Source organism: Paenibacillus cymbidii, assembly GCF_004764705.1.
Taxonomy (GTDB): Bacteria; Bacillota; Bacilli; order Paenibacillales; family NBRC-103111; genus Paenibacillus_AN; species Paenibacillus_AN cymbidii.
Window position 1 is genome coordinate 164,721 of sequence record NZ_SHLX01000013.1, and the last position, 18,633, is coordinate 183,353.

At 55.4% G+C, this 18,633-nt stretch carries 14 protein-coding genes; 7 read left to right on the forward strand and 7 right to left on the reverse strand.

Annotated elements, in window-relative coordinates:
* Window positions 1-35: 35 nt before the first annotated feature.
* Window positions 36-836, reverse strand: a complete 801-nt coding sequence (locus tag EXY20_RS19000) for an amidohydrolase family protein (RefSeq protein ID WP_167859362.1) — start codon at window positions 834-836, stop codon at window positions 36-38.
* Entirely contained in the window at window positions 833-1,603 is a 771-nt protein-coding gene (locus tag EXY20_RS39070) for an amidohydrolase family protein (protein WP_167859363.1), read from the reverse strand. The genes EXY20_RS19000 and EXY20_RS39070 overlap by 4 nt, the downstream gene beginning before the upstream one ends.
* Before the next feature lie 200 nt (window positions 1,604-1,803).
* Here EXY20_RS39070 and EXY20_RS19005 point away from each other — a divergent pair, with 200 nt between their 5' ends.
* The 6 genes from EXY20_RS19005 to EXY20_RS19030 all read left to right on the forward strand — a co-directional run bounded on the left by EXY20_RS19005 (window position 1,804) and on the right by EXY20_RS19030 (window position 12,568).
* Complete coding sequence (locus EXY20_RS19005) at window positions 1,804-3,417, forward strand: type 2 periplasmic-binding domain-containing protein (RefSeq protein ID WP_135553677.1); 1,614 nt, start codon at window positions 1,804-1,806, stop codon at window positions 3,415-3,417.
* A 93-nt stretch (window positions 3,418-3,510) separates the two neighbouring features.
* The gene (locus EXY20_RS19010; protein ID WP_135553678.1) at window positions 3,511-4,419 is read left to right on the forward strand and encodes an ABC transporter permease; all 909 of its coding nucleotides are present in this window, start codon (window positions 3,511-3,513) and stop codon (window positions 4,417-4,419) included.
* Between the two features lie 15 nt (window positions 4,420-4,434).
* Window positions 4,435-5,304, forward strand: a complete 870-nt coding sequence (locus EXY20_RS19015) for a carbohydrate ABC transporter permease (protein WP_135553679.1) — start codon at window positions 4,435-4,437, stop codon at window positions 5,302-5,304.
* 87 nt (window positions 5,305-5,391) lie between these two features.
* Window positions 5,392-7,185 (forward strand): cache domain-containing sensor histidine kinase, encoded by a 1,794-nt coding sequence (locus EXY20_RS19020; RefSeq protein WP_135553680.1) that lies wholly within the window; start codon window positions 5,392-5,394, stop codon window positions 7,183-7,185.
* Window positions 7,186-7,187: 2 nt separating this feature from the next.
* Entirely contained in the window at window positions 7,188-8,243 is a 1,056-nt protein-coding gene (locus EXY20_RS19025; RefSeq protein WP_135553681.1) for a helix-turn-helix domain-containing protein, read from the forward strand.
* Window positions 8,244-8,611: 368 nt separating this feature from the next.
* Entirely contained in the window at window positions 8,612-12,568 is a 3,957-nt protein-coding gene (locus EXY20_RS19030) for a fibronectin type III domain-containing protein (RefSeq protein ID WP_135553682.1), read from the forward strand.
* Window positions 12,569-12,659: 91 nt separating this feature from the next.
* On the opposite strand, the gene EXY20_RS39075 is transcribed toward EXY20_RS19030, so the two are convergent.
* Window positions 12,660-12,914 carry a hypothetical protein gene (locus tag EXY20_RS39075; RefSeq protein WP_167859364.1) on the reverse strand — a complete coding sequence of 85 codons (255 nt, stop codon included), beginning with the start codon at window positions 12,912-12,914 and terminating at the stop codon, window positions 12,660-12,662.
* On the opposite strand from EXY20_RS39075, the gene EXY20_RS19035 reads away from it, so the two are divergent.
* The gene (locus tag EXY20_RS19035; protein ID WP_167859365.1) at window positions 12,894-13,724 is read left to right on the forward strand and encodes an S-layer homology domain-containing protein; all 831 of its coding nucleotides are present in this window, start codon (window positions 12,894-12,896) and stop codon (window positions 13,722-13,724) included. The genes EXY20_RS39075 and EXY20_RS19035 overlap by 21 nt on opposite strands.
* A gap of 66 nt (window positions 13,725-13,790) precedes the next feature.
* On the opposite strand, the gene EXY20_RS19040 is transcribed toward EXY20_RS19035, so the two are convergent.
* The 4 genes from EXY20_RS19040 to EXY20_RS19055 all read right to left on the reverse strand — a co-directional run bounded on the left by EXY20_RS19040 (window position 13,791) and on the right by EXY20_RS19055 (window position 18,590).
* Window positions 13,791-15,002, reverse strand: a complete 1,212-nt coding sequence (locus EXY20_RS19040; RefSeq protein ID WP_135553684.1) for a GNAT family N-acetyltransferase — start codon at window positions 15,000-15,002, stop codon at window positions 13,791-13,793.
* A 69-nt stretch (window positions 15,003-15,071) separates the two neighbouring features.
* Window positions 15,072-15,956 carry a carbohydrate ABC transporter permease gene (locus tag EXY20_RS19045; RefSeq protein WP_135553685.1) on the reverse strand — a complete coding sequence of 295 codons (885 nt, stop codon included), beginning with the start codon at window positions 15,954-15,956 and terminating at the stop codon, window positions 15,072-15,074.
* A gap of 13 nt (window positions 15,957-15,969) precedes the next feature.
* A complete protein-coding gene (locus EXY20_RS19050; protein ID WP_235886093.1) occupies window positions 15,970-16,947 on the reverse strand; it encodes an ABC transporter permease in 978 nt (325 codons plus the stop codon).
* Between the two features lie 23 nt (window positions 16,948-16,970).
* Window positions 16,971-18,590 carry a type 2 periplasmic-binding domain-containing protein gene (locus EXY20_RS19055; protein WP_135553686.1) on the reverse strand — a complete coding sequence of 540 codons (1,620 nt, stop codon included), beginning with the start codon at window positions 18,588-18,590 and terminating at the stop codon, window positions 16,971-16,973.
* Between the last annotated feature and the right edge of the window lie 43 nt (window positions 18,591-18,633).

Genomic DNA, 18,633 nt, shown 5'->3' on the forward strand with positions numbered 1-18,633 from the left:
GAGGAGGCGCGGGTCCTCCCCTGGTCCGCCCCCTCCTATTCCAGCTTCAGCAGTCGTTTCATGTTGAGACCGAATATAGCCCGCTTCTCCTCCTCTTGGATATCGGCGAGGGCTACCCTGCCAAAGGTCGGGCGCGGGTCGAAGAACGGCATGTCGGTGCCGAACAATATTTTGTGAGCCCCCATCTCCCGCACAAACCATTCCACGTTGCCTTCGTAAGCGAGGGAAAGCGCCAAATCCACATAAGCATTGTCGAGGCGGTTGACTGCCGCAATCGCTTCTTCCATCGCGCGAACCTCCGCTCCCGCGTGCGCCATGATGATCTGCGCTCCCGGATAATGCGCTGCAATGCGGGATGCCGCCGCTACATCGGCGTGCCCCCATACATGAATAAGCACCGGACAACCGCGCTCCTCCGCCGTTTCATAAGCAGGATGATAGGTTTTATAATCGATCGTCACTCCGTGAAACGACTGATGCACCTTGATCCCCTTCATGCCGGGAACCGCGAAACACCGGTCAAGCTCCGCTTTCACCCCGTCCGGATAATGGGGATTAATCGTCACATAACCAACGAAACGTTCGGGATAACGGCGCAGCGCGTCCATGACCAGATCGTTGCCGTATCGATAATCGGGGCCAACGGACGCCATGGCGGTAACGCAGGCGACATCAATGCCGACCGTGTCCATGGCCTGCAGCATGCTCTCGGCATTGCCGCCGTGCGGAATATGAAAATTGGGCCAACGCCCCATATGGGTGTGGCAGTCGATAATCAATACGTCGCGAAGCGGCTCGCCTGCTCTTGCCCGGTCCGCAATGGATCGCATCGTCATAACCGCACCTCCTTCAACATGGCGCGCAAGTTGTCTCCCGCAATCAATCGCTTCTCCCGTTCGCCAATGCCCGCGTAACGAACCATGCTTACCGCGGCAGCCCCGGAATAAAGCGGCATTCCGCTGCCGAACAGCAACCGCTCGGCGCCGAAGCGCTTGCATAACTCCTCGATGCCGAGGTGCACTTTATAGCCGATCGTCTCGATCCGCAGCTGCGGGAAACGCTCCAGCAACGGATAAAGCCGCCTGTCCATGCGATAATTAACCTCGGTCAGAACGATCGGAAGCGCGGGATAGCTTCGGCACAACTCGAACAGATCGTTCCAGCCAAGCTGGTCCATGCCAAGGAACAACGGAATCCGGCAGTGCTCCAGCGATTCAAGCAACTCCCCGCAGCTCCACGCTTCCAGACTGAAGTTATGCTCCGCTGCCGCCGGAAACATGCGTACCGCCTTGATGCCGGCCAGTTTCATCCGGCTGACGAGCGCTTCCGGCTCCGGAAATTCTGCGGTATGGTGAGGAAGCGCCACCCATACGCCGTGCAGCTCCGCATGCCCTGCCGTTTCTTGAGCCAATAGCTCGTTGCCGACTTCCGGGCTATATTCCCGCGCCATGTTGTGATACACAAGCGCTTCCCCGATTCCGCACGCTTTCATTCGTTCCAACAGCACATCCGTTTCATAGAACGACCCGGGATGAACAATGGCTCTCCGGCCGACTCTGCAGGTCGCATCAAAAAACAACCCTGTTTCCGGGATACTCCCCATGCACGCTTCCTCCCTGCATTCCTCGTTGTTTCGGTCCGATCAATCTGATTGTACCAAGCCGCTTGGACGGCCGGTATGCAGGAAATTATGATTTCATGAAAAAAAACAACCATAGTTTTATAAATTATTGCCTTATTTCCCGTTCGCCTTGTTTGGTAGGATGAACTTGCAAGCAAAATGTAAACAAAGGGGTTAGCGCGATGAAAAGTAAGCGGATTCAGTTGCTCGCACCAGGCACGTTAAGCGTCTTGCTATTGGTCTCGGCTTGTTCGGGCGGCGGCACACCGTCCGCCACCTCTCCCGCGGCGAGCGGCTCGGCGGCAGTCTCCTCGAAACCGTCCTCTTCCGCAACGCCGGCGGAAAGACCGAAAATCAGCGTCCTGTCCTACAACCTGGCGGGCAATACGCCGAACGTGAGCAACTGGAATGAAAACATTTATGTCAAAAAACTGGAGGAGCTAACCGGAACCGATCTTGAATTCGAGTTTCTGAATGCAGCCGATTACAGCACGCAATTGACGCTTCGCTTCGCCTCCAACGAGTTGAAAGACCTGATCGCTACAACCGGGATCGATTCGCCGGCGCACCCGAATGCGGTGAAGCAAGGAGCCTTCCTGCAATTGAACGACTTGATCGATAAATACGGTCCGAACCTGAAAGCGAAAATACCGGAAAAAGTATGGAAGTCGCCGCAAGTATCCGTCGATGGAAAGATTTACGCGATTCCGTTGCTGTCGCCGCATTCGGAGCTGGGAGCGCTGTACATTCGCCAGGACTGGCTGAAAAAATTGAATATGCCCATGCCGAAAACATTGGATGACTGGCTCGCCTATTTCGAGAAGGTCAAGGTCGAGGACATGGATGGCGACGGCGATCCGAACAACGAGTACGGCTTCGAGGTGCGGGAAAACTTCAGCAGCAGCGCGGAGTTTTTCTATCAATTCGGCGTTGCGCTGGATTACTGGGTGATGCAGGACGGCCAGTTCGTTCCGTCCGTCATTACCCCGAAGATGAAAGACGCCCTGGCGTTCTGGAGAATGATGTACAAGAACGGTTACATTCCGCCGAATTCGTTCACGAACAAACTCGCCGATTGGCAGGCGGCCATCTATAAGGATAAGGCCGGCAGCTGGCTGCATTTCGTGGACAACGCGGCAACGTGGTGGGCGCCGTCGAACTTCAGCAATCCGAATGCCGATCCGGTTATTGTCGAACCTCCGCTCGGGCCGGGAGGACAAGGGACGTATCCGGAGACCACGGGACTTTACCGGGTATGGGTCATTCCGTCGAAGGAGAAAAATCCGGAACGATTGATCAAATTCCTCGACTTCGTCTGGGGCAGCCCGGAAGTGCAGAAGTTCTTCACCTTCGGCATCGAAGGCTATAACTACGATATGGTCGACGGCAAGGTCAAATGGGATATCACCTCGCCCAACAACGCCAAAAATGAAGAAAATCTGCTGTATATGTACAATATGAATTTTTCGGGCGTCAGCAGAAATAACGATGAACAAATCAAGCTGAATCCATTCGCGCCGAAACTGATCAAAGGCTATGAGATTGCCGAGAAATACAAAATCAAATCCGAAGCCATGTACATGCCGGTCATGGAAGCATTCAAAACACGGCCGGAATTGCTGCCGAACTTCGGAAGCGGCAACACGCTGCTGATGGAAATGTTCGCGAAGGTCATTACCAGCAATGTAGACATCGACGCCGAGTTCGACAAGTTCGTGAAGGAATGGAAAAGCCGTGGCGGCGACGAAGCGATCAAGCAAGCAACGGCATGGCACAAGCAGTTTTACGGCAACTGACAACGCCGCGAATTTCCGCAAATGATGAACGCCGGGGTGCCTCACGGGGCATCCCCTGCTTTTCCAGCACGAAACGGATTGGTGGAATAACCGATGAAGAACACGAGAAACAGACTCTATACGAACGACACGGCGATTCTTTGGCTGATCGCGTTGCCCGGCTTGCTTTATTTTGTCATTTTCAAGTACATCCCCTTGTTCGGAAATGTGATCGCTTTCCAGGATTACAACATCTTTCAGGGAATCATGCATAGCCATTTTGTCGGATGGAAGCATTTCGCCTTCATGTTTCGTTACGAAGAGTTTGTCAATATATTGAAAAACACGGTCCTGCTCGGGGTGTATCAGATCGTGGCGGGTTTTCCGGCGCCGTTGATATTCGCCTTGCTGCTGAACGAGATTCGCTTCTCGTCCTATAAGCGCGTCGTGCAGACGTTGCTGTATTTGCCGCATTTTTTGTCCTGGGTCATTGTCGGCGGCATCTTTATCAATCTGTTGACGATCGATGGCGTGTTCAACCGGCTGCTCCATTTCCTGGACCTGCCCACCATTGATTTTATGCTGCAAAAAGGTTTTTTTCGCACGATTGTCGTAGGCTCGGGCATCTGGAAAGAAGTCGGATGGGGCATGATCATTTATTTGGCTGCAATGAGCGCCGTCAATCCGCAATTGTACGAATCGGCCGTCATCGATGGCGCCAACCGCTGGAGGCGGATGTGGTCGATCACCATCCCCTCCATCTCGCCGGCGATCATTACGCTGTTCCTGCTCCGGATCGGCGGCATCCTGGACGCGAATGTAGAGCAGCTGCTGGTGCTGCTTAATCCGCTCGTTCGCCCGGTAGGAGAAGTCATCGATACGTACGTGTACCGGTCCGGATTGCTCGGCGGACAATTCAGCTTTACAACCGCCGTCGGCTTGTTCAAGTCGGTCATCGGGTTCTTCATGATTGTCAGCCTGAATCAACTGAGCAAACGAATGACCGGGGAAAGCATCTATTAGAAAGGAGCGGCATCGATGGTATCGAACAAGTCGGAGCGAGTATTCCAGACGCTCAACAATCTGTTCTTTTTGCTGGTCAGCCTCTTGATGATTGCTCCGATGGTGAATCTGCTGGCGATCTCGCTCAGTTCCCCGCGATATGTCAATACGAAGGAAGTTGCCTTTTGGCCGAAAGGATTCAGTTGGGGCGTCTACGAGAAGTTGTTCGGTTTATCGTCCATATGGAGATCGCTGGAGATCAGCTTGATCATTACGGCCGCAGGCACCTTGATTACCTTATGCCTGGGCTCGACGCTGGCCTTCTCCCTGTCGCGGCCGCGGATGAAAGGCCGCAAGCTGATCCTGACGGCCATTATCATCACGTTTATTTTTTCCGTTCCGCTGATTCCGAGTTATTTGCTCGTGACGGCGCTCGGGATGAAGAATACGTTATGGGCGCTCATGATCCCCAGCGCGCTCAGCGCTTTTTATATTTTGATCCTGAAATCGTTCTTTGAAGGCATTTCGGTCGAAGTGTTTGAATCCGCGAAAATCGACGGCTGCACCGAGCTCGGCATTTTTACGCGGATGGTGCTGCCGTTGTCCAAGGCGGTGCTGGCGACGATAGCCTTGTTCCACGCCGTCTATCAATGGAACAACTACTTTAATGCCCTGGTATTCATCAGCAAGCCGACGCTGTATCCGATGCAGATCATCCTGCGCAATATGATTGTGAACGATATGGCGCAGAACACGCTAAACACCGTTGAAGCGACAAGCCACACCACTCCCGAGATGATCAAGGCCGGCACGATCCTGTTCGCGACGGCTCCCATTCTTCTGGTTTACCCGTTCATTCAGCGATACTTTGTCAAAGGGGCCATGTTGGGAGCGGTAAAAGAATGAGCCCCGCGTGTTTATAACGATCTGCCCGCGTGGTATGATTTTGCGAAAGGACATGCGTCAGCAAACCAACCTCCGAGGCGGAAACCCATGAAATTATCGCTGAAACAGAAGCTTACCCTGGTCGTCACGGTCAGTTTGTTTCTGCCTTTCTTGCTGCTGGGTTATTTATGGTACGACCGCACGGAGCGAACGATCGAGCAGAACGCTTCTTATTACGGCAAAGTGCTGCTGGAGCAAGCGAATAAATCGATCGACTCCTATCTTTCCGAACTGGACCGCCTGGCCATTCCGTTCCTGCTCAATCCGGCGATCCAGAGCTTTCTCAGCCTGGAGCCCGACGATTATTACGGCCAGTTCCTGTTGCAGCAGAAAATAAGAAGCGAGCTTTATAAGGACCTGTATTCCAGCCGCAGAGATATTTACAACTTCACCATTATCATGCATGAAGGCCTCGACCTGAGCAGCCGGGACAATTCCCTGATGGGGGAACGCAACCGCAGCTATTTAAAGCTCCTCGATCGCGAGACGGACACGGATAAATTTACCGTTGAGGGCATCAACCGGATCGACGGCATGCCCGTCATGACCTTCTATAAAATCATTTCCGATCCCAACCAGTCCGCCCATCGCGGGATTCTGATCGTGGATCTGAAATTGACCAAGATTCAGGAGATCATGAGCAACCTTTCGGTCGACGGGGTTGGCGAAGCCTTCATCGTGAACGAATCGGGTCAATATTACTACCACCCGCAAAACAGCCTGATCGGCACATTCGCCGACAAAACCATGATGGGCCAATTCGCGGACAAGAACGGTTTCCGGGTGAACGGGAGCGACGGGCAGAAGAGCATCGTCAGCTACAGCACCTCCGCGCTGACAGGGTGGACACTGGTGCTGGAAACGCCGATGGCGCACCTCACTTCCGGGCTCGTTCGATTGAGAACGGCGGCTTTTCTCATCTTCGGCTGCATCGCCATCGTGGTTTTGCTGATGATGGGCAGCTTTACGTACTATTTGATCCGTTCGCTGTCGTTTATCCAGCAGTTGATGAAACGGGCGGCAGCCGGCAACCTGAACGTGCGCGCCCCGGAGAAAGCCAGCGACGAAATCGGCATGCTTTTCCACAGTTTTAATACGATGATGGACGAATACCGCCGGCTGATTCGCGTCGAGCATACCTCGCAATTGAAGGCAAAGGAAATGCAGGTGCGGCAAAAGGAATCGATGCTCATCGCGCTGCAGTCGCAAGTCAACCCGCATTTTCTATACAACACGCTGGGAACGGTTCACTCCATCGCCATTCTGGAGGGGGTGCGGCCGATCAGCCGGATCGCCGCCAACCTCGCCAACCTGTTCCGGTACAGCCTGGAAAGCGATACGCAAATGGTGTCCCTGCAGGAGGAAATTCGCTACATCGAAATGTACCTGGATATTCAGAAAGAACGGTACGAGGACTTGCAAACGGTGATCGAAATGGAGGCGGAGGCGCGGCTCAAGGCGATTCCCTGCCTTCGGCTTATGCTGCAGCCGCTGGTGGAAAACGCGCTGCTTCACGGCTACCAGCAATACGGACAACATCCGGGCTATGTGGCGGTGATCGGCCGGAGCGCCGGAGCCTGCTACGAAATTCGCGTGATCGATCACGGACAGGGCATGCCCGCCGATGTGCGGGAACGGTACAATGCGCAATTTCGCGGAATGACGGAAGACACGCTTGTGGACGATGCCCAGTGGGCGATAGCGGGAAGCATCGGCTTGTACAATGTGCATAAACGGCTCAGGCTTGTGTACGGAGAACCATACGGCATATGGATTGAAGATTCGGGGACAGGCGGTACCGTCGTACGTATCGTGATCCCGGACAACAACGAGGCGGTGTAAGCATGCTGCAAATAGTTGTGGTTGAGGACGAGCGCTGGATTCGGCAAAGCATATGCAGGATGCTCGAACAGATTCCCCGCTGCCGGATTGCCGGCGAAGCGCGGGACGGGCGGGAAGCGCTGCGTTTGCTGCGGGAGACGGGGGGAACGCACATCCTGATGACCGATATCCGCATGCCGGTGATGGACGGCCTGCAGCTTGTCGGCGAGGCGCGCCAACTGCTCCCGAACCTGGAAATTGTACTGTTTTCCGGTCACAACGATTTCGATTACGTACGCGAAGGGCTGCGGCTGGGAGTCCACGATTATCTCCTGAAGCCTGTTCAGCCGGATGACCTGGAACGGGTCATTCGTCAACTGGAGCGCAAGATCGTCCAGAAGCAGGATCGGTTGCCCCGGCAATTCGAACGGCTGGGGATGTGGCGCGACCGTACGAAGCGTCTGGCCGAAGCGATCTGGCTCGCGGATCTGCCTCGTTTCGAGGCGGAGTGGGAAGCGCTGGCCGGCGAGTGGCTCCAGCTCGATCGGCACGCCGAAGATGCCTACGAGTTTCTTCATCTGCTGCTCTATACGATGAATGAGCATATTCACGAAAGCTATGGCGCCCGGCTGCCGGATCAGGCCTTTCATCCGCTTGATTTTACCGGCGACCTGCCGCGGGATGCCGAGTGTATCCGGGAGCTGCTGCGGGCGGTCATCAAGTCGCTGCTCACCCGGCGCAATTGGCGCAAAAACCATATGGTGGTCAAAGCGCTCGACTACATCGAAGCGCACTTTGCCGATCCCGACATGTCCTTGCTGGAAGCGGCCGAGAAGAGCGGCCTGTCCTCCCCCTATTTGAGCCGCATGTTCAAGGAGGAGACGGGACAAACCTTTGTGGAATACGTAACCGAGCTGCGCATCTCCAAAGCCCGTTCGATGCTCAGCGACCCGAATGCCAAAGTGTATGAAGTGGCGGACGCGGTCGGCTATACGGATTACGGTTATTTCGTTCGCGTCTTCAAAAGAGTCGTCGGCTATTCCCCCTCCGATTATCGCAAGCAGCTCGGCATTCGGTGAACCAGACGATTCCGCGCACCTACACCCTCACAAGCGAGGCGGGAGGCAGCTCCCTTGCCTGGCTATTTTGCGTGCGCACGATCCTTCCTCCGCCGCGGCACTCTCTTCCCCACCCCGCAAGCTTCTCTTACCGAGTTCCAATCGTCCCGAATTAATTATAGGGAATCAATCATAAAAGTTGGGCATTTAATTGGCTGGAAACCATCCCTTATACTGGCGAGGTAAGCGATTACACAGGGTGAAAGGAGGAAAGTTGCCCGCAAAACGGCAGCCGATATCGATGTGGCCTTGTCCCGTTGTATGAAAAATTGGAGGGAGTGAACAAGTGAGTGTCGTTACAAACCAGGAAGGGTAACAAGCTTTTTCATATGCTTAAAATGTTCATCGTCATTGGCGCCCTGATGGCCGGAATGGTTGTCAATCCTCCCGCCCTGCCCTCGGCGCAAGCAAGCGGCGTGTCATACTCGGAAGATTTGCAGCTGCCGAATATTCCCGGCACCGAATGGATTCAGCCTGCGCCTGTCAATGAGTGCGCCAATCCCGATCCGGCCTGGATCTTCTGCGACGATTTCGAACAGGATCGCAGCGCGCAATATTTTGAGGGGAAAAGTTTCGTCAGCAATAATCGGACAGCCGGTGCCGGCTGGAACGGCTCTACGGCTGTAAAAGGGGCATTCAAACAAGGCATCGAGAGCGCGGGCGGCATGAAGGTCGCTTTCGGCAAAACGCCGAGCTCCTATGAAGCGCCTGTCTCGCACAACGGAGAAAAGATACGTGAACTTTATTACCGGATGTATCTGAAAAATGATGCGAATTGGATTGGCGGCGGCGGTTACAAGCTGTCAAGGGTCACTTCGCTTGCCGAGAATTGGGCACAGCCGTTCATCGGTCATGTATGGAGCGGCAACAGCGTACCTGGAAATCCGGACAAGGATTACTTGCTCCTGGACCCCGCATCGGGAACGGATGAGACCGGCAATCTGCTGAGCACCGAATACAATGATTTTGACCATTTGCGCTGGCTGAACCAAAAAAAGGGACTAACCCCGATCTTCAGTTCGGACTACGTCGGCAAGTGGTACAGCATTGAAGTGCATATTAAGCTGAATGACGCGGGACAATCGAACGGCGTGTTCGAATATTGGATCAATAATACGCTGCAGGCAAGCAAGACAGGAATGAACTGGGTAGGCAATTATGATGCGTACGGCATCAATACGGTCCTGTTCGAGAACTTCTGGAACAACGGGGCTCCCCAGGATCAGAATCGGTACTTCGACAATATCGTCATCAGCACCCAGAAGATCGACAAGGACTACGACGTGAATCCGGCGTACGTATCCGGCGGCAATGCCCAGCTCGGCTGGCATGCGGAAGGCGGCCTGGTCGAAGGCGGCGAGCTCGTCGTATCCACGGATGGAACGTATGACTTCGGCAACCTCGGTCCGACGATGCTCTATCGGCAATCGTTGTCGGATGAGGTTCCGGGTACGCAGCTGTCGGCGAACGTCCCCGTAGGACGAGGAACGGTACAGCCTGCGAATGAAGTCGGTTCGCCTTACGTAAGAGCTGTGCCGGAGCTGCCTTACGGCAAGGGGCTCGAGATAGGGACGCCTGTCAAGAAGATCTATGTTTATGATAATCAGGTGCATACCGAATTTTACGAGCACTACTATGTCTACTGGCCTGCCGAGCATCAGGACAATGCGAAGGACAAATTGCTTGCGGCCACGAGAAGCTGGGGAATCAAGGGGATTTGGCACTATCTGGATGCAGATGGATATAATTCGAATACTAAATCCGACGTTTTCTCCAGTTCGCCCGGATGGGACATTAACGGAAAATATTTCTCGGACGGATGGAAGGTTATGTCCAACGATAGCCCCATCTCTTATTTTGACACCACGTCAAGAAGCCGCATGCGCGATCCCAATGACCTCCAAAGATGGAGATCATCGCCGATGCTCAAGCAATTCTGGGTGAAGAGCGGTCCAACTCCCGGTTCGGCGGCAGGATCGGACGGCTTGTATCGATTGACCGATACGAGCACGGGGATGGTTGATTCCAAGAGCTACAAGGACATTGGGCAGTGGACCGCAGCCAATGCGCCTGTCGTTGGCTACGACCGGCTTACGATACCCGGTTTTGTGGAACAATTCAATATCGCCGACCACACCGAGCTTTACTTCGCCGATATTTACCAGGCGGTTGGACCCGGAGCGGCAGCCCGGATTGAGATTACGGACAACGCCGATTATAATGCATCGACGAAGATTACGATCCTGGATATCCAGAACTGGGCAAACCATGAAGTAAGCGCGAAGATTCGCAAAGGGATTTTTTATCAGGAGACGCTGGTTGGAAAATATGTGCATCTGCATGATGCGAACAACAATCCTATTTATATTGGACAACTGCAAGATAACATTACGGTCCCGCCGGCAACCGCACCCGGGGCGCCAACCGACGTAACCGCCGCAGCGGGCAACGGCAAGGCGACCGTCACCTTCACGGCGCCGGTGAACGACGGGGGGAGCGCGATTACGGGATACACCGTGACGGCCTCGCCGGGAAATCTGGTTCAGAGCGGCACGGGAAGCCCTATCGTGTTCACCGGCTTGACGAACAATACGGCCTACACCTTCACGGTGAAAGCGGTCAATGACGTGGGGTCCGGCTTGTCCTCCGCTGCATCCAATACGGTAGTGCCAGGCAGCGTCAAAATCACGCCGGTGGCAACCGAAGACGCGGAATTCAAGCAAGGGGTTCTTATCGAAGCCGAAGATTTCACCTTCCAGAGCGGCGGAACCGTAACGATCGCCGATCGGGGGCAATCGCATACGACCGGGAATCCGCTCGGGAACATGTTCTACAACTGGGACAATGCCGGTCATCTGCTGGAATGGGAATTTAACGTTCCGGAATCCGGCAGCTATCGAATCGGGATGAAATATTCATCCTCGGTGCCCCTGTCGCTTAGAGACCTTCAAGTAGACGGAGGAGAAACGTATACGTTCCACTATCCAAGGACGCTCGGCGGCTGGGGCGATTTCGACAACGCCCTGCTGCAGGATAGCGAAGGCAACGATCTTCTGTTCGATCTGGCGGCAGGCACGCACAAGATTCGAATGACCAACGTATCGTCCGGCTTAAACCTGGATTATATCGTTCTCCACAAGATGAACGACGGCCCGCTGCTGCCGCCGACCGCTGGAGCGGCCAGCATCACCGGCAACCATGACTCCTTGCCCTTGGGCAGCGACCTGGATTTGACCGTCGGGGTGGCCGCGTTGAATGGCAGCTTCACTGCATTGGATGCGATTCTCGACTACGATCCGGCTGATCTCTCCTTCGCCACGGTAACGAACGGGGCTTCCGTATCGTTGGCCGAATCGGCATTGGAGCTGCTGAAGCCGAACTATACGGTCATGAGCGCCGTCAATGAAGCCAAGGGGAAAATTCGCATCCTTGCGTTCACTCAAGATGAGCAGAACGCCGTCCGGAACGTCGGCTCGTTATTCAAGCTGCATGGCGCAGTGAAGGATGGCGCAACGTTAGGCGATACCGACGTGACCTTGGAGAAATTCGATGTGTCTTTATTCAACACGTCGGTTTCGCTAGACACCGGCGAGGCAGGCTATTCGTTCGAGATTCGCCTGGCGGACAACGCTGCGCTCGTTGCGGCTATCGGCAACGCGCAAGCCCTTCACGATGAAGCGACGGAAGGCGAGCTGCCGGGTCAATACGCCGAAGGCTCCAAAACGATTTTGTTGGCTGCGATCAATGCCGCAACAACCGTGAGCGTGAATATTCATGCGGAACAAACCGATGTGAATGCGGCTCTGCAAGCGCTGTTGCAGGCAATCGATACGTTCCATCTGGCCGTCATTCCAATTGACGCCGTTGACAGAACGATCTTGGCCGAAACCATTGCCTCGGCGCAGAATCGCTACAATAGAACGGCGGAAGGCAACCGGGTCGGACTCTACCAGACCGGTTCGAGAGACGCTCTGCTTGGCGTAATCGCAACGGCGAGCGGTATATACGCGCTTCCATCCGCGAATCAGACGCAGGTCAATCAAGCCGATGCGGCGTTGAAGACGGCTCTGTCGACATTCTCAACCAAGATCGTCACGCTTGTGCCGGGCGCAACAGCCGTTACCATTACCGACTTGTCCATCATCCTGCGTTACTTTGGCGTAACTCACGACGACCCGAGTTGGAGTGAAATCGAGCGGGCGGACGTGCTGAACGAAGGGGAAATTACGATTCAGGCGATTGCTGCGATTGCCCAGATGATTCTGGACGATTGGCTGCTCGAGTAGTTCGAAAGGTTTATGGGGGGAAGATGCTTCGTCTTCCCCCTTTTTCCATTCAAGCTGAACAGGATAGGAGCGCTTCCCAATGAAAATAAGATTACCCTCCCGAATCCTCTTCCTTGTATGCATAGCGGCCTTGTGTTGCTGCGCGGCATCGCCTGTTGCGCTTATGGCCGATAACGCCGACAACGCCGCTATCCGGGAAGATGTTCTGTTTCGTCTCGATCCTGCCAATTCCGAAACGAAAGACGAACTCGTCGTTAGCCTGTTCGCTCGGCACGCTTCGGATGTGTATGCCTTCGAAGTCAGGCTGGAGGTTGAACCTCGGAACTTGCAGCTGATCGATGCGCACAGCGAGCTTCCGGGCATGTCGACCGAACCTGTCCCAAGCGGGCAACAGATTCGATTCGCCCATACCCAGCTTGGCCGAATACCGGGCCAGTCGGGGGATCTGAAGCTCGTCACTTTCGTATTCAAGCTGCTGCATAATGGGGATTCCGCGATTCGTCTGCATCAAGTCAGCTTGATCGCCTCGGATTTGAGCAAGACGGTTTACGAGACCGACAACGAATTGCAGGTGGAAGATCCGTTCGTGCCGGTTTCATTGACCGACATCGCCGGACACTGGGCGGCCCAGGCTATCGTGCAGGCTGTCGGCCTCGGGTTCGTCGAGGGGTACCCCGATGGCACATTCCGTCCGCAGCGGGAAGTGTCGCGAAGCGAATTCGTTACGCTGCTGGGGCGGGCGCTTCATCTGGAGATGCCGGGAAGCAAACGGCAGCCCTTGGCGGATGACAGCCTGTTGCCCGAATGGGCCCAACCTTATATTTATGCGGCAATCGATAAAGGGTGGATCGTCGGTTACGAGGATGATACCTTCCGTGCCGATCGTTCGATTACCCGCATGGAAATGACCGCGATCATCGCGCGAACGGTCGGCGTAAAATCGGCAACCGGCGGCTTGGCTTACGTCGATGCCGATCGAATCCCGGCTTGGGGGCATGATGCGGCAGCTACCGCAACAACCGTTGGCCTCGTTCAAGGCAGAGACGATCACACATTCGCCCCGAACGACAACTCGACTCGAGCGGAAGCCGTCGTATTGATATTGAACTTGCTGCAGGCAATCGACCGAGGAGACGTCGAAATTCACTATCATTAACGACAAGTTGCGGTTCCGCGTCACACATGAAAAAGGGCATCCGCTCGGGATGCCCTTCTTTCATAGCTAGACATAGTTCAACCCGCCGGGATACGGCAGCGGCACAGGAATTCGCCCCCACCGCGCCTCGAGCTCGCGCAATACCGCGTCCAACTCGCTCTCCGCCGGTGAAAACAGCCAATCGCTCCATTGCTGGGCGCTCAGTGTCGCCAATCCTTCACTGCCATCCTCACTTTCGCCCGGTGCACGCGCTCCCTTGCCGATGCCCTTCGTCCATCCGATCGTTACACTCCCGTCCTGCCAGGTCTGTACGAGCTTCAACCTCCCGACAGCTCCTTGCGCCAGATAGAACGGTTCCAACTGCTCCAGCAGCCGCGCCGAGTCGATCACCCGGATCGTACCGGGCATCCGTTGCGAGTCGCCGATGCAGGCTGCAGCCTCCAGCTGCCTCCGCAACGCCTCCTCCTGCCAGCCAAACGGTACTTCGCATGCCTCCGCAGCATGCAGCTTCATGGCATAGCCGACCAGCGCGGCCACCCGCTCCGTATCGCCCGCCCACTCCACCAGCCCCATCCGGTTTCCGCGCTCCCGATCACGTGCCACACGGACGACGATGCAGGCGAGCAGGTCACCGTCGCGCTCTGCCACATACACGCGATGCCGTTGCCGCTCGCCGCTGGCAAACGCCTCGGAGGCGATCAGATCGGCCAGATCCCATATGCTGCGCTCGAACCGCACCGCCGTTCCCCGGTCTAGCTCATGCAAACGAAACCAATCGGCCGCCACTCTCTCCCGCAGCACCACTTCTTCGCTGTCCGTCAGCCGTCCCAGCCGTTCCGCGCTTTCTCGTCCCAGCGCCGCCTTCACCATCCCGCCGTAGCGCAAGCAGCGGTGCCGGGCGTACAGGCTGCGGGCGCCGGACACGAATAACAACGACGCCCCGGCTTCTTCGATCCGGGCGATCGCCGCCTCCATCATCCGATTCGCCACGCCGCGCCCCTGCCATTCGGGATGCGTGCACACCTGGCCCAACTGGTACACGGAGACGAAAGCCGGTCCGATCCGCATGACAGACGGCACGAGGCCCATAAAGCCGACGATCCGGTCCCCCGCGAAGGCGCCGATCGACTGGCCGAGCGAATCGGAGAACGAACGGGCGAACGCGATCTCCATCGTGCGTTCCCCTTCTTCGCGGAACACCTCGTTCACGAGCCGGATCGCCTGGGCCCAATCGTCCCGGGCGACCGGGCGAACCTGTATCGCGAGCTCCCCCGTCATGACGAATGCACCGAGGTCCCATGATTAACCGATTTCTGCACTAATCCCGACTCCTTCGCCTGAAAATACCTATTCCTTCAACGATCCGATCATAACGCCTTTGACAAAATATTTTTGCAGAAACGGATAGAGCAGCAAGATCGGCAATGTCGCCACCATTACCGTCGCGTACTTGATCGTCTGGGCGACCTGATAACGCTCCGTCGAATCGACGCCGGTCAGCATCTCCTGCATCATATTGTTGGTCAGCAGCAATTCGCGCAGGATAAGCTGCAGCGGAAACTTGTCGGCATCGGTCAAATAGACCAAGGCGGCGAAGTAAGCGTTCCAGTGGCCAACCGCATAAAAGAGCAGCATAACGGCCATGACCGGCAATGAGAGAGGGATGATGATGCGAAACAGAATCGTGAAATCATGGGCTCCGTCAATCTTCGCCGATTCCTCCAGACTGTGCGGCACGGCCTGGAAGGAAGTCTTCATGACGATCAAATTCCATGTGCTGATCGCACCCGGAACAATAAGCGCCCAGCGCGTGTTGTAAAGCCCGAGGTCGCGGATCAGCAGGTACATCGGGATAAGCCCCCCGCTGAAAAACATCGTGATCGTGATCATGATCATCAGTTGGTTTTTCAGCAGCAGATTGCGCCTTGACAGCACGTATGCTCCGAGACTCGTCATGAACAGATTAAAGACGGAGCCGACCGCTACGTAGAAGATCGTGTTCTGATAACCGGTGAGAATCCGGCTGTTGGCGAATACGGTCTTATAGGCGTCAAGGGAAAAGCCCAGCGGCGAAAGCAATAGTCCGCGGTGCTTCATCAATTCCAATGCGTCGCTGACGGAGGCGAAGGCGATGTATAGAAAGGGATACAACGTCACGGCGATGAGCGCCAGCATGAAAATCGTGTTGGCCGCGTCAAAGGAGATTTCGCCCGGGCTGCGTTTCATCTTCATCTCGATCTCCCCTTTACCATAGACTCGTCTCGGAGACGCGTCGGCTGACTTTGTTCGCCAGAATCAGCAGCGTGAAATTAATGACGGAATTAAACACGGAGACTGCCGTGCTGAAGCTGTAGTTGGCTTCCAGAATCCCCTTGCGATAAACATAGGATGAAATAACATCCCCTGTTTCATAGGTAAGCGGATTGTACAGCAGAATGATCTTGTCGCTGCCGACGCTCATCATGTAGCCGAATTGCATGATCAGCATGATGATGCAGATCGGCATGATGCCCGGCAGCGTGATATGCAGCGCCTGCCTGCCCCGTCCGGCCCCGTCCACCTTGGCCGCTTCATACAGCGTCGGATCGATATTCGCGATCGCCGCGAGGTAGATGATCGTCGACCAGCCGAGCCCTTGCCAGACTCCGGAGCCGACATAGATCGTGCGGAACCATTCGGGCTTCTGCAGGAACGGGATCGCTTCGCCGCCGAGCAGAACGATGAGTTGATTGATCAGCCCGTCCCGGGCCGTGAAGTCCGTAATCATCCCCGCGATGATCACGACCGCGATGAAATGCGGCAGATAGGAGATCGTCTGAACCGTTCGTTTGAACCAGTTTCGGCGGATTTCATTCAAGAGCAGGGCGAACACAATCGGCAGCGGGAAACCGAAGAGCAGCTCGTAAAAGTTGATCAGCAGCGTATTTTTGATCAGCCGCCAGAAGTAATAGCTGTGAAAAAAGGTCAGGAAATGCTTGAAGCCTACAAACGGGCTGGAAAGAAACCCGACGCTGGGGCTGTAATCGCGAAATGCGATCTGGAGCCCGTAGATCGGATAATAGTGAAAGATCAGGTAATACGCCACGACCGGGAGCGCCATGAGATAGATGTGCCGGTTTCGTCCCAAATCGCGCAGCAGCCGCGTCCGGTAAGGAGGAAGGGCGGTCGCGCCGCCCGCCCCTTTCCTTGTCGCCCGATTTCCGTTTCGCATAGGCAGTTGCATAGTCGTCTCCGATTCGCGGGTGATCAACGCCGTTGGTAGCGCTTATACGCCGCTTGCTGGATGGCGACCGCGCGTTCGATCCCCATATCCTTAAGCGTTTTGACAAAGGCGTCGAACTTCTCCATCGGCTCTACGCCCATGACGAATTTGTCCAGCTTCTCTTTGGTAAACGTGTTGATATCGTTCATGATCGTGGCGTATTCCGTGCTCTCCTCCGCGGTCGGGGTGAGGCGCGGCAGATGCTTTTTATTATCCGCATTCATCCAGGTGGTCAGCGAATCGGCGCCGTTCTTCATGGCTGCCGATCTTTGCTCCATCCAGCGTTTATCCTGAACGAACGGACCGTATGCGGAGGAGAGCGTCGTGCGGCCCATCAGACTCGTGTCGGCGAGAGCGCTGGCAATGAACTTGGGTTCGCCGTTCACCATGTTGTAAGTCATGCCTTCAATCCCGAAATTGAACAGCTTATGCCCCACGTCACCGTAATTGAAATCCAGCCACTGCACGAGGGCGGGAACGTTTTTGGCCGATGTGGTGATCGCCGCGCCTGTGCCATCGAAGTACGGGTCCTGCTGGCCGATGATCGGCTTCGTTCCCTTGACCAATACCGGATACGGCGCCGCCTTGATTTCAAAGGTCGGGTGCTTATCCTTCATGAGCGCATTTTCTTTGCCTACCGTATTCTGAACCAGGGTGCCCAGTTGGTCTCCCGTCAGCTTGGCATCGCGCAGCTTGTTGTCCATCGTCACATAATCCGGGTCGATCAGACCTTCCTTGTACCATTTGTTCAGCAGGGTGATGTATTCCTTAAATTCCGGCTGAAGCATGCCGTACTTGACGACGCCGTTCTCCTGGTAGAAATCGTTCTTGATCCCCCACGCCGCCTGGAACCCAAACTGACTCCATTTGTAATATAGCGGTATTTCGTCGGCTTTGCCGTTTTTGTTCGGATCTCCGTTCTTAAACGCTTTCAAGACGGTGTACCATTCGTCGATCGTCTCCGGCATCTTCAGCCCCAGGTTGTCCAGCCAGTCCTTGCGCAGCGCGATGCCGCTATACGTCAGCAAATAAGCGTCTCCGCGGTAGAAGGGAAAGGCAAAGATCGAGCCGTTGTCCGTGCTGATGAGTTTCCGCATCTCCGGATTATCCTTCAGTAGCTTGGTGAGGTTCGGCGCGTATTGGTCGATATAATCGTTCAGTCGGATGATTTTGCCGTCTTTGATGTATTTTTCCGGTCCGCCGGCAAGGGAGATCCAGCCTTCCTCGATAATATCCGGCAAGTTTTTGGAAGCCATCATCAGGTTGAACGATTCGTCGCTCTGCGGGTGGATGAACTCGGCGTCTACGCCGGTCAATTCCTTTTTCTTTTTGTAGGCCTCGTGTTCGCCCAAATTTTTGATGCTGGCGGCCGCATTGCTGTTCAAATAGACATAGTAGGTCAATTTGTCCAGCTTCTCTACTTTGGGCGCTTCCGACGGCTTTGCCGATGCCGATGCCGACGGGCTCGTGCTTGTACCGGGCGCCGTCGCGGTCGCGGCTGTGGTCCCTCCCCCATCCGAGCTGCTGCAGCCGACCACCGCGACGATCAGGGGCACCGCTGCCGCGGCCCGCCAGCGGAATAAACCATTGACCTTCCCTTTCATACTGCTTCCTCCTTCAATTCACCACATCGTGTAGGGAGCACCC